12 protein-coding genes are annotated in these 11,637 nt (G+C 73.2%); 3 read left to right on the top strand and 9 right to left on the bottom strand.

Annotated features, from left to right (window positions below):
- Positions 1-161 precede the first annotated feature (161 nt).
- The 3 genes from ACFV61_RS22280 to ACFV61_RS22270 form a co-directional block, all read right to left on the bottom strand.
- The gene (locus ACFV61_RS22280; RefSeq protein ID WP_380493538.1) at positions 162-1,025 is read right to left on the bottom strand and encodes a PIG-L family deacetylase; all 864 of its coding nucleotides are present in this window, start codon (positions 1,023-1,025) and stop codon (positions 162-164) included.
- 167 nt (positions 1,026-1,192) lie between these two features.
- The gene (locus ACFV61_RS22275) at positions 1,193-2,023 is read right to left on the bottom strand and encodes a hypothetical protein (RefSeq protein ID WP_380493536.1); all 831 of its coding nucleotides are present in this window, start codon (positions 2,021-2,023) and stop codon (positions 1,193-1,195) included.
- 204 nt (positions 2,024-2,227) lie between these two features.
- On the bottom strand, positions 2,228-3,334 hold the full coding sequence (locus ACFV61_RS22270) for an AsnC family transcriptional regulator (protein WP_380493534.1): 1,107 nt from the start codon (positions 3,332-3,334) through the stop codon (positions 2,228-2,230).
- A gap of 150 nt (positions 3,335-3,484) precedes the next feature.
- Between ACFV61_RS22270 and ACFV61_RS22265 the strand changes: the two genes are divergently transcribed.
- On the top strand, positions 3,485-4,669 hold the full coding sequence (locus ACFV61_RS22265) for a M20 family metallopeptidase (RefSeq protein WP_380334683.1): 1,185 nt from the start codon (positions 3,485-3,487) through the stop codon (positions 4,667-4,669).
- 97 nt (positions 4,670-4,766) lie between these two features.
- The gene (locus tag ACFV61_RS22260) at positions 4,767-5,093 is read left to right on the top strand and encodes a nuclear transport factor 2 family protein (protein ID WP_350876086.1); all 327 of its coding nucleotides are present in this window, start codon (positions 4,767-4,769) and stop codon (positions 5,091-5,093) included.
- An 83-nt stretch (positions 5,094-5,176) separates the two neighbouring features.
- Here ACFV61_RS22260 and ACFV61_RS22255 read toward each other — a convergent pair whose 3' ends face one another.
- Positions 5,177-5,863, bottom strand: coding sequence for a hypothetical protein (locus tag ACFV61_RS22255; RefSeq protein ID WP_380493532.1), 687 nt, complete (start codon positions 5,861-5,863; stop codon positions 5,177-5,179).
- 185 nt (positions 5,864-6,048) lie between these two features.
- On the bottom strand, positions 6,049-6,858 hold the full coding sequence (locus ACFV61_RS22250) for a hypothetical protein (RefSeq protein ID WP_159398671.1): 810 nt from the start codon (positions 6,856-6,858) through the stop codon (positions 6,049-6,051).
- A gap of 417 nt (positions 6,859-7,275) precedes the next feature.
- Here ACFV61_RS22250 and ACFV61_RS22245 point away from each other — a divergent pair, with 417 nt between their 5' ends.
- Complete coding sequence (locus tag ACFV61_RS22245; RefSeq protein WP_380493530.1) at positions 7,276-7,701, top strand: hypothetical protein; 426 nt, start codon at positions 7,276-7,278, stop codon at positions 7,699-7,701.
- A 175-nt stretch (positions 7,702-7,876) separates the two neighbouring features.
- Here the strand turns inward: ACFV61_RS22245 and ACFV61_RS22240 are convergent, their stop codons facing one another.
- The 4 genes from ACFV61_RS22240 to ACFV61_RS22225 all read right to left on the bottom strand — a co-directional run bounded on the left by ACFV61_RS22240 (position 7,877) and on the right by ACFV61_RS22225 (position 11,359).
- Complete coding sequence (locus tag ACFV61_RS22240) at positions 7,877-9,067, bottom strand: cytochrome P450 (protein WP_380493528.1); 1,191 nt, start codon at positions 9,065-9,067, stop codon at positions 7,877-7,879.
- Positions 9,068-9,130: 63 nt separating this feature from the next.
- Entirely contained in the window at positions 9,131-10,093 is a 963-nt protein-coding gene (locus ACFV61_RS22235) for a DUF2332 domain-containing protein (protein ID WP_380423088.1), read from the bottom strand.
- Positions 10,081-11,091 (bottom strand): polyprenyl synthase, encoded by a 1,011-nt coding sequence (locus tag ACFV61_RS22230; protein ID WP_380493526.1) that lies wholly within the window; start codon positions 11,089-11,091, stop codon positions 10,081-10,083. The genes ACFV61_RS22235 and ACFV61_RS22230 overlap by 13 nt, the downstream gene beginning before the upstream one ends.
- 109 nt (positions 11,092-11,200) lie before the next feature.
- Entirely contained in the window at positions 11,201-11,359 is a 159-nt protein-coding gene (locus ACFV61_RS22225; RefSeq protein ID WP_380493524.1) for a hypothetical protein, read from the bottom strand.
- Positions 11,360-11,637 lie beyond the last annotated feature (278 nt).

Raw genomic sequence — 11,637 nt, 5'->3', positions numbered from 1 at the left:
CCGCCGCCCCCCCCGCGCCCCCCCCCCCGCCCGCCGCGCCCCCCCCCCCCCCCCCGCCCCCCCCCCCCCCCCCCCCCCCCCGCGCGGCGCGCGCCCCCCCCCCCCCGGGGGGGGGGGGCCCCCCCATCGTTCAGTCCGAGGCCCCGGGCCTGCTCTGGGGCTCAGCGCAGGCCGGTGAACAGGTCCTTCTCGGGCAGCGCCGCGCCGGTGGTGTCGAGGACCCGGACGAACGTCTCCACGCCCATCAGTTCGGTGAACCGCTCGCGGCCCATCTTCAGGAAGAAGATGTTCTCGCCCTGGCTGGCGTGCGCGAGCAGCGCGTCGTACTTCTGCCCGCCGAAGGCGGTGGCGTCCACCCAGGTGGTGATCTCCTCGTCGGGCAGCCCGATCGGGGGCAGCTCCACGGCCTCCCCGGTGGGCTCCGGGTTGTCCCCGTCAGCCCTGTCAGCGCCGTCGCCCCCGTCGGCGCCGAACTCGCGCATGAGCTCGCCGAAGCGCTGCATCATCGAGTGCGGCGCGGTGGTCCAGTACACCTTGGGCGTCAGGGCGGCCTGGGTGAGGGCGGCCATGGTGATGCGGTTGGCCTGGATGTGGTCGGGGTGGCCGTAGAAGCCGTTCTCGTCGTAGGTCACGACGACGTCGGGCCGGTAGCGGAGCATCAGGTCGGCGAGCCGGGCGGCGCCGTCGGCGACGGGGGTGCTCCAGAACGATCCAGGAGCGTCGTTGGCGGGCCAGCCCATCATCCCGGAGTCGCCGTAGCCGAGCAGTTCGAGGTGGTCGACCCCGAGGATCCGGCAGCTGGCTTCGAGTTCCTGGCGGCGCAGTTCGGCGATGGCGGCGGGGTCGTGGCCCTCCTCGCCCGGCTTGGTGCCGCCGGGGCCGTCGCCGCAGGCGCCGTCGGTACAGGTGACGAGGACGGTGCGGATGCCCTCGGCGGCGTAGCGGGCGAGGACGCCGCCGGTCGAGGTGGCCTCGTCGTCGGGGTGGGCGTGGACTGCCATCAGCGTCAGGGGCCGGTCGGCCATGGGTGTCGTCCTCCGGTCGGTCGGTCGGGTGTTCGGCTCCCAGTCTGCGCCAGCGCCTCGGGCGGCTCGGGCCCGGGGGTGGTCGAGGCCGCCGGGCATCCCGGTGGGGGGCGGTGTGCTCGGCCTCCCGGCCGCCGCGCGGGGCTTCCGGGCGTGGCCGCCGGCGGTCAGCCCCCGGCGCAGCCGCCGTTGCGGCAGTCGCGCCAGGGGCCCCAGGCACCGCCCGGGGCCTGCTCGGAGATCTCGGCGGACAATGAGGGGCCGTTCCACATGTGCGCGAGCACCGTCAGCCTCCCGTCGGCCGCCTCGGTGACGGAGGAGGGGGTGGTCACCGCCTCCGACAGCGGACCGGTGCCCAGGTTGGTCCAGGAGCCCCAGATGCCGGGGGTGCTCTGCTCGTTGACGTACAACTGCGGGCTGCTCGAACCCTGGTAGACCTCGAAGAAGGCCAGCGCGCCGTCCGCCCGCTGGAAGGCCACCGGCACCCCGAAGAACCTCGGCACCAGCCCCCCGGCGGGGCCGAAGGGCTCGGGCGCCGACCACGGCCCGTCCGGGCCCGCCTGGTGCATCCGTACCAGGACCGACGACTGGTACCCGATGGTGAACACCTCCAGGGCGCCGTCGGCGTCCGCGGCGGCGGTGAGCACCTGGTTCCGGTAGCTGAGGCTCATGCCGTTGACCTGGCTCCAGGCTCCGAACGGGCCGCCGGAGGACGACTGCGTCTGGTACCAGATGGTCCCGCCGGTGCCGTCGGCGGTCGAGAAGACCGCGAACCGCGCCTGGGTGCCGTCGGGACGGGTGACCGTGGTGGACTGTCCCTCGGTGCCCGGGGGCGTGGTGGTGTCCCGGGGCCGGTCCGCCGCCGACGACACGGTCGCCGGTGCCGGTGCGGAGGTCGGGGCCTGGGCCTGGGCGGATGGTGCGAGGAGGCCGACTGCGCCGATGAGTGCGGCGCAGACGGTCGCCGCCACGGTGCATCGCCGTGCGCTCGTGGGCATGGCTGGTCCCTGCCTTCCGATCGGTCTGCGGGGCCCGGCCGGGCAGTGGCGCGGGCCGTCGGCCATCCTGCCCACCGGGGCGGCCGGTACGGGCGCCTACGCCCGGAAATGGCCGGAACACACGGGCGGGCCGCCGGGCCTGCGCGAGGCGGCCCGCAGCTCCTGGTGACGGCGCGCTGCAGCAGGGACCGACCTGAACTGCCGTCAGGAGAGCGGGATCGGATCCCGCCAGATGTCCAGCGGAACGGCGCGGACCGCGCGTCCGTCCCCGTCGAGGATCCGGCCCATCCGCTTCACGGTGCGCAGCGACACGCGGCGCTCGGCCACCCGTAGGTCGGGGAACCTGCGGGCGAGAGCGGTTTCCAGCCGCTGGACGTCGGCGAGGGAGCGCTGCCAGACGGAGAGCAGGAGGTTGTGCGGGCCGGTGACGGACACGCACAGCCGGACCTCGGGGAGTCTGGCGAGCTGGGGGCCGACCTCGTCGAGCCGCTCCGGGGGGAGGTCGGCCCGGAAGGTCGCCAGGACCGGCCGGCCGGCGTCGCGGGCGGCGATCTCGCAGCGGAAGCGGATCGCGTCGGAGGCGGCCAGCCGGTCGAGGCGCCGGCGCAGCGTGGACGGGCTGAGCCCGGTGGCGGCGGCCAGCTCGGCTTGGCCGAGGCGGCCGTCGACGCCCAGTCTGATGAGCAACTCCCGGTCTTCTTGCCGGACTTCAGCTCGTACGCCGGACGGCGTCCCGTAGCCCGCCGGGTGATCGTCGTGCAGTTCCACGCGCTGGGCCTGGTCCAGCGAGTCCAGTCGCCAGCGGATCCCCTCGGCGTAGAAGCCGGTCGCCAGGTGGACGCGGACGGCGTTGACCCCGGGGAGTGGGCCGAGCCGTTCGGCGGTGTACCGGGAGACCGTCGCCAGGTCGGTGAAGGCCACGGTGACGACGAGGTCGCAGCCCTGGGCGACGTGTTCGATGCTCATCACGTGCGGGTCCTCGGCCAGTTCGTCGGCGATCTGCCGGAGCCGGCCGGGAGCGCAGTCGAGGTCGAGGTAGGCGACGCACCCGCGGTCCTCGGGGTGCGGCAGACCGTAGGCGGTCACCCAGGCGATCCCGGCCTGCGAGAGCCGGCGCCAGCGGCGGGCGGCGGTGACCGGGCTGATCCCGAGGGTCTGGCCGAGCAGTGACCAGGGTGCGCGGGGCCGCAGTTGCAGCGCGTTCACCAGGGCGAGGTCCAGCTCGTCCACCGTCACCTCGGCGCCGGTCGTCGCGGTGCTGGTCACCTCGGTGCCGGTCGTCGCGGTGTCGGGCATCTCGGAGCCGGTCACCGTCGGCTGCCGGTGGATTCGTGCATCGAAGGGCCTCCTGGTGGCGTGATCCTGCGAAATCGCGGGCAAATCCCGCCGCGAGATCCAGAATCACGGAACAAGATCGCTCTGCACAAGTTCCCGCCACGCGCGGGATCGACGGAGGTGCCCGTGTCCCTGCACGACGACGCTCTCGCTCTGGCCCCGGACCTGGTCCGGCTGCGCCACGACCTGCACCGGTTCCCCGAGTTGGGCCTGGCCCTGCCGCGCACCCAGGAGCGGGTGCTGCGGGCCCTGGACGGCCTGCCGCTGGAGGTGAGCCAGGGCTCGGCGCTGAGTTCGGTCACCGCGGTGCTGCGCGGCGGCCGACCGGGGCCGGCGGTGCTGCTGCGCGGGGACATGGACGGCCTGCCGGTCGCCGAGAAGGCCCCGCTGCCGTTCGCCGCCGACAACGGGGCCATGCACGCCTGCGGACACGATCTGCACACCACCATGCTCGCGGGTGCCGCACACCTGCTGGCCGCACGGCGGGAACAGCTCCACGGCGACGTGGTCTTCATGTTCCAGCCGGGCGAGGAGGGGTGGGACGGGGCCGGGGCCATGCTGGCCGAGGGCGTGCTCGACGCGGCAGGAAGGCGCCCGGTCGCCGCCTACGCCCTGCACGTGTCGTCGGCCATGCGGCACGGGGAGTTCGGCTCCCGGCGCGGGCCGATCATGGCCGCTTCCGCTGCGCTGAACGTCACCGTCCACGGTGCGGGCGGCCACGGTTCGGTGCCGCACCGGGCCAAGGACCCCATCCCGGCGGCCTGCGAGATGGTCACCGCCCTGCAGACCATGGTGACCCGCCGCTTCGACGTGTTCGATCCGGTGGTGGTCACCGTCGGGCTGATCCAGGCCGGCACCCAGCGCAACATCATCCCCGAGACCGCCTACTTCGAGGCGACCGTGCGCACCTTCTCCGCCGAGGCGCAGTCCAAGGTCGCCGACACCACGGTCGAGCTGGTCAGGGCCATCGCGGCCGCCCACGGCCTGCGGGCCGAGGTCGAGTTCCTTCCCCAGTACCCGGTGACCGTGACCGACGGGGCCGAGACCGACTTCCTGGCGGACACCGTCCGGGAGGTCTTCGGCGAGGAGCGCTTCCAGCCGATGCCGAACCCGATGACCGGGTCGGAGGACTTCTCCCGGGTCCTGGACGCCGTGCCGGGATCGCTCGTGTGGCTCGGCGCCGCCCCGAAGGGGACCGACCCCGACGACCTGCCGGTCAACCACTCGCCCTACGCGGAGTTCGACGACGCGGTGCTCCCCGACGGGGCCGCGCTCTACGCCGAACTCGCCACCCGCCGCCTCGCTGCCTGAGCCCGGCCGAACCCGTAGCACGCAACCCTGCTGAACCCGTAGCACGCAACCCTGCTGAACCCGCAACCCGTACACCGAGGAAGAAACGATCAACCACATGACCGAACCGCGCGACGTGGTCGAGCAGCAGCTCGCCGCCTACAACAGCCACGACATCGACGCCTTCGTCGCCACCTATGCCGAGGACATCACGATCCACCGGGCCGACGGCAGCCGGCTGCAGGGCCGGCAGGCTCTGCGCGACAGGTACGCCGGGCAGTTCGCCAAGGGCCGCTGCCGGGCGGAGATCGTGGGGCGGCTCAGCGAAGGCGACTGGGTGGTCGACCACGAAGTCGCCCACGGCCTGGCCGACGAGCCGGTTCGCGTCCTGGTGGCCTACCGGGTGCGCGAAGGCCTCATCGACCGCGTCGACTTTCTGAGCTGAACCAGCGCAACAGCGCAGGCCCGTACGGCGGCCGTCGTCGTCGCCGTCGTACGGCCGGCCCGCGCCCCTCCGGTGAACGGCCGTCAGAGGCCGGGGACGGCGTCCTTCGCGACGGTGTGCCAGTTGGTGACGATCGGCTTGTCGACCGGCGTGGTGCCGACGGCGATGCTGGCCGGGTTGGGGTCGGCGTTGCCGATGCCCACGATGACGTCGGTGAACTGGATTGCCTGGTTGGTGTTGGTGGTCTTCGTCATGATGCCCGCGTACGCGACCTTGGCGCCGCTCAGGGTGATCGGTTCACCGGTGGCCTGCTCGGCGTTGGCGGCCTCGATGCCGCGCGAGCCGAACGCGATGGTGGGGTGGGTCGCGGGGAGCGTGCAGGTGATGCCCGGCTTGGCCTTGGCCGTGATCAGGAGGTAGCCGCCGGCCTGGGATTCGGACTTCGCGCTGAGTGCGAGGTCGTTGGCGCCGCAGGCCTGGCCGTAGCCGGTCTTGTCGGCGGCGGGGGCGGAGGGCGCGTCGGGCGACTTCGGCGTGGCGGACGACTTCGGTGTGGAGGGCGTCGTGGGCGCGGCGGCGGCCTTCGTCGGCGAGGCCCCGGCGGGTGCGGCCCCGGTGGGTGCGGTCGCGGCCCCGTTGGTCGCGGCGGCGGTGGCCGCGGGGCTGGCGGCGGTGGAGGCCGTGTCGCTGTTGTCCGGCCCGCAGGCCGTCGCCGTGGCGGCGAGCGCCGCGACGGCGGCGGCGGTGAGGGCGAGGCGGCGCGTGCGCATGAGGTCTCCCGATGTCGTTCGACCGGTGAGGTTCACCGGGTGTGATCACCGTAGGCGAGGGTCGTTCACAGGCAGGTGCGGGAAGTATCCCGATCCTGTCCCAGAAACCGATGGGCCTTGTCCGCCGGACAGTTGACGAGGTGTGCCCGGCCGAGGCCGGAGAGCGCTGCGTGCGGGCCGCAGCCTCAGACGCCGTCCTTGTGTCCGTTCGCGACGAGCAGTTGCTCCATGCTCTTGTGGGCGGGGGCGGCCTCGGTGTTGCTGTCGTCGTGGAACATCCTGAGGTACTGGACGAGGGCGCTCACGCACGTGTCCCGCCCGTCGTACTCCGCGTTGTCGACGAGTCGGCAGTCCTTCGAGATCTCCCTCATCTGCCCGCCGGGAGCGGTGTATACGGGGTGCCAGATCAGTTTCACGTCCGGGTTCAGCCGCTGGACCAGCCGTAGTTCCGGGACTTCCAGCCTGATCAGGATGCTCTCCGGAGCGTAGGCCCGGACGAAGATGTGCACGGGGCCGGTCGCGCGGGACACGAAGGCCTTGGACAGGACGCTCCACATCGGCCCCGTCAGCTTCCAGTCCGGGTGCAGCTCCAGGACGTTGAGCACGCCGCCGATCCGGGTCCGCCCCAGGGGCGTGTGGCCTTTCCGGTACGCGTAGTCGCTGGTCTCGATGCCGCCCGCCCACAGGGCCATGGTGGGCGTCTCGATCTCCAGGTGCTCGGCGATGAGCTTGACGAACTCCTGGTACCAGGTGTTCGACGCCCGGAGCTCGCGCTGTTCCTGCCGGTCCTTCGTCTTCGCCACGGCCTCGTCGTTCAGCGCGCCCTGCGAGTCGACCCCGCCGAGCAGCAGTTGCCAGGCGGCGTCGGCCTGGGGCTGCGGAATGCCCGCGGCCTTCGTCAGCTCCTGGTACGGCCCCCACTCGGGGTGCTCGGTGGGCCTCGTGGCGTAGTGCTCGTTCAGGCCGCCCTTCTGGCGCTGCACCTGGCGTGTCACCGCGGCGTTCCCCACCTGCCGCTGGAGCGCGGCCAGGCCCGTGAGGCGTGCCCCGTGCCCGGCGGCGGCCGGCGCCGCCGTCTGCCGCTCCGCGGCTCTCCGTGTCTCGCGCACGCCCTCCCCGCCCTTCCGGCCGTCCCCGCCCGCCGAGTCTACGGGCGGCGGGAGCGACCGGACGAGGGACGAAAGGGCAGACCCGGGGCCACGGTCAGCCCCTCCGTGGTACCGGACCGGCAGCCGCCCACTTCCGGGGCGACCCGCCCGACGATCCCGCAGCCCATCGTCGCGTCCCGACGACGCCGGGCCGCGTCGAAACCCGGCCGGGGCGGCGGTCGGCCCCGATAATCGGTGGGGCACATCCGGGCGCCTGAGCAAGGCGCGGTCCCCATGTGGGGGAGTTCCAGAGGAGGTTGGTTCATGAGCAGGACGAAGAGGACCGGGACGAAGGCGCGGGGCGGCCGGGCCGCCGTGATCGGTGCGCTGGGCCTGGCCTCGGTGGCCCTGGCCGCCGGGCCGGCGTTCGCCAAGGGCGACGTGGAGGTCACGGCTCCGCACACGGCGCGGGTCGGCACGACCTTCACGGTCGCGGGGCACGGGGACGACGACGGTGCCGCCTACGTGCAGGTGTGCCTGGAGGGCCGCAGCAGCGGTTCGACGTGGGAGCGGATGACCTGCGGCGCCGTGGTCGAGACGGGCACCGAGGCGGAGGCCGTCGCGCAGGTCAAGGCCGCACACAGCGGCGCCCTGGAGTATCGCGCGGTGCTGTTCGGCCTGACCGGCCTGGACGACCGCCACCCCGTTCGCGAACGGACCTCCGAGCCGGTGACGGTGGAGGTCCGCTGAGACCGGCGGCGCGGCCGCGACGGCCGGCGGCCGGGCGACACCTGGGCCGCACCTGGGCCGAGACCGCCCAACTGCTCCGCCCCGGCGCGGAAGCGGCCGAGGCGAAGTGCGGCCGCCGCATGGGGAATCGGTCTGGACGCAGACGAACGGCACGGGTTGGGTGGCGGGCGGCCGGTCAGTTCCGGAAGGACACGGGGAGGTTGGCGTAGCCCCGGAAGGTGAGGCGGTCGCGGCGCACTGCCGGGCCGGCGCGCCGCATGGCGGGCAGGCGCTCCAGCAGCAACGGGAGTGCCAGTCGCGCCTCCGTACGGGCCAGCGCCGAGCCGAGGCAGTAGTGTGCGCCGGCGCCGAAGGAGAGCGACGGCTGGGCGTCCCGGAACGGGTCGAACCGGTCCGGGGCGGCGAAGTGCGCCGGATCGTGGTTTCCCGCCCCGAGGAGCAGCAGGATGTGGCTGCCCTTCTCGATGCTGCCGATGCCGTCGATCTCGATCGGCTCGGGTGCCCACCGGCTGGTGAGTTGCAGGGGCGCGTCGAAGCGTGACACCTCTTCGACGTACCGGTCGGTCAGGCCCGGGTCCGTGCGCAGCCGCGCGGCGAGGTCGGGGTGGTCCAGGAGGGCTCCCAGGCTGTTGCCGAGGAGGTTGGCGGAGGTCTCGAATCCCGCCAGTAGCAGGAACACCAGGTTCACGACGAGTTCGCGGGTGGACAGTTCGCTGCCGGCGCGGTCGTGCGCCAGTACCAGTGTGGTGATCAGGTCCTCGCCGGGTTCGGTACGTCGGAGCCGGGTCAGCTCGGTGACGTACGCTTCCAGTTCGAGGGCGGCGCGGTCGGCCGCGGTGGCGGGGCCGGTGGGACGGAACGGTTCCAGGACGGCGGTCGTCTCCTGGGCGCGCTCGCGCAACCACTGGTGTTCGCCGTCCGGGACACCGAGCAGTGTGCCGATGATCCGGATCGTCAGCGGGTAGGCGAACTCGGCCATGAGGTCCACGGCCTCGCCGTCGCGGCCGATCCGGGCCAGGTGGTCGGCGAGGGCGGTCGCCCGTGCGGTGACGACTTCCTCCAGTCGGTCGGTCCCGCGGGGTGAGAAGGCGTCTGCGGCGAGCCGTCGGACGCGGGCGTGGTCGGACCCGTTGGCCTTCATCATGGAGTCCGCGATCAGGCGTGCGGCGGCACCGTCCGGCCAGCCCCGGACTTCCAGTCGCGGGTCCCGCAGCAGTGCGTTGACGGCGTCGTACCCGGTCGCCGCGTAGAACCCCGGTCGCAGGCGCACCACTGGCCCGTGGGACCGGAGGGCGGCGTACGCGGGATAGGGGTTCTGGCGGCCGGTGGGTGACGCCAGGTACTGGAATGCCTCGCCGGGCAGCATGCCGGGATTCCTCACGTAGGGATCGGGTTTCTGGGTCGAGCGAGTGCCGTGAACGCCCTGGGCTCAGGAGTACTGGATCAGCTGGAGCCGTGGCGGCATCGTCCAGTCGTGGGGTTCGAAGGCGATGCGGGTGAGCGGCGCGGTGGCGGCGGCATCGGTCATGATCCCTTCCAGGGCGTCCTGTTGGCCTGGTTCGAGGAACCCCCAGAACAGGCTGTGCCAGACCACCGTGCGCACCGACGGATCGGCCGGCGTCGCCAGCTCGCGCCGCAGCCACCCGACTGCATCCGCCTGGTCCACCCGGACCGGGGTGCGGGCGGCGAGGTCGAGCGCGTCGTCGAGGGCGGCTCGCAGGAAGGTGTGTTCGAAGGGCAGGTAGCTCCGTACGGTCTGCACGTCGGCCGGATCGGCGGGGTCGCGGGGACGCAGGTCGCAGCCCGCGCGCGCCACGATCCGGATGTTTCCGGGGTTCGGACCGTGGGCGGGTAGCCGGACCGGTGAGGCGGGGTCGCCCCACTCCCAGCCGGGCCCGAACCACCGGTAGCGGTCGATCAGCAGGTTGAGTCCGGCGCAGGCGCCGAGTTCGAGCAGTCGGATCCGCTGGGCCCGCACCAGTGCGAGCCCGTGCAGCAGTGTCGCGGCCCGGACGGGCTCGTGCTGCTGCACCGGGTTGTCCAGCGCGGTGGCGATCTCGGCGGGGTGGTCGGCGATCGCCGTGACGAAGAGGTCCCACGACCGGTCGGTGCCGCGCGGTTCGAGTCCGTCCGCCGCACTCGACTCGGCCAGGTGTGAGGTCAGCCGGGGAAGCCTCCCGGCGGTCAGCAGGCCCTGGACCCCGGCCATGGCGCGGATGGTGAACAGGGGCGCGCCGGCCTGTGGGTGCCGTCCGATCAGGAGGGTCACCGGCCCGCCGCGCTCGACGTCGTCGGCGAGCCTGGCGAGCAGCCCCGATGCGAAGGGAGCTGCCCCGGCGGATCGTGCGGCCATCGATCGCAGCAGCTCCGGTCGGTCGATCAACTCGCGCACGGGGACACTCCGTTCGGCACTGTTCGGGCGGAGGTGTGGACCAGACCGTGCAGCAGCTCCCGGTACGGGCCGTCCGGAGCGAGTCGGTCGAGCACCGCGCAGCAGTGCTGCCGCAGCGACTCGACCCGGCGTTCGTAGCCGTCGAGGACGGACGGATCCTGCAGCGCGGCCCGCAGCTCCCCGCGGGCGCCCGGGTCGGTGCCGGCCCGGGCACGCAGGTCCAGCAGGTGCTCCCGGTGCGCGGGGGCGGCGACTGCGAGTGCGTGGGCCAGCAGGAGGGTGCGAGTGCCGTTGGCCAGATCCTCGAACTCCTGCGCCGCGCTGGGAGCTCCGTCGTTGCCGAGCTGTCGCAGGACGCCGAAGAGTTCGCCGAAGGTCCGCCAGGAGCGCAGCGTTTCGGGCCGGTCCGTGGCGAGCCTGGCGGCCATCACCGCGTCGCGGCCGTAGGCGGCGCCGCTCTTGCCCCGGTAGCAGGCCATGACGGACCGCCACGTCACGGGGTCGTCCGCCGGCTCGGCGATGTCGGCCAACTGGCCCTCCAGCGCGTCCAGTGCGGTGCGGACCAGTTCCTGCTCCCAGGAGAGGCGGATGTCCGGGGCTGCCGAGTACCGGTCGGCCACCCGGTGGGGCAGTGTGCTCCCGCAGGCCACGGCTGCCAGGGTGGTGCGGGCCAGTTCGGACCTGCCCCGGGGTGCGGCCGGGCCCTGGCCGTCGGCGAGGTCGTCGAGGGCTTCGGCCCCCGCCCACCACAGCCGGGAGACCGCACACACCGCGGCCGCCGGCCGGGGCTCGCCGGTGATCGTCCCGAGGACGGCCATGCCCAGGAGGCGGAAGGGGCTTCGGCCGCCGCCGTCCGCCGCCAGCAGGCCGGTGACCGCGTCCGCCAGGCTCGGGTGGTCACGGCGCAGGTCCTCCAGCACCATGGCGATCTCCGTGCCCACGGCCGCGAACCAGTCGGGGGGAACCGTCAGTGGATCGGCGGTCTCGGTGGGATTCATCGGTGTGTCCTTGTGGTCGGGCCCGCCGGCACTCCGGAGGCCGTTGCGGCGCGGGGGAGGACCCGCACTCGCCCGAGGGGGCGCCGGGCGAGTGCGGGCAGGGCACCGATCAGCAGTAGGTGTAGAACCCGCCACCCATCACGGCGGCGATCCGCTGGTCCGCGCAGGACGACGGCGTGCTCGGCTCCGCGGGATGCTCACCCTCCAGCAGGCGCTCCGCCGCCTCGATGACGGCGAGGGTGTCTTCGTCAAGTATGTTCTGCGACAACGCAGTTCTCCTCTTCAGGTAGTGGGCCGCTGGCCTGCCGCTTGCTGCGGGTTGCACCAGGGTCCGGGACTGGCTGTGACGCTACGGAGGCGGGAGCCGGAGCGGTTGTACGTCAGTGCACGGGAAATGTCCCAGGAGAGAAGAGGAGTTGACGATCTGTCAGTATCGGTGCTTCGCTGATGCACCCCGGATCGATGCCCTCGCGGCGACGTTCTCGTGCTCCCGTGCCGGGGGGGGCCCCCCGCGGGAAACTCGGGGGGGGGGGGGGCGGGCCGGGC

Origin of the sequence: Kitasatospora sp. NPDC059817, from assembly GCF_042731835.1 — a bacterium.
Lineage (GTDB): Bacteria > Actinomycetota > Actinomycetes > Streptomycetales > Streptomycetaceae > Kitasatospora.
The sequence above is the reverse complement of the archived record's forward strand: the minus strand, read 5'-3'. Positions and strand labels throughout refer to the sequence as shown.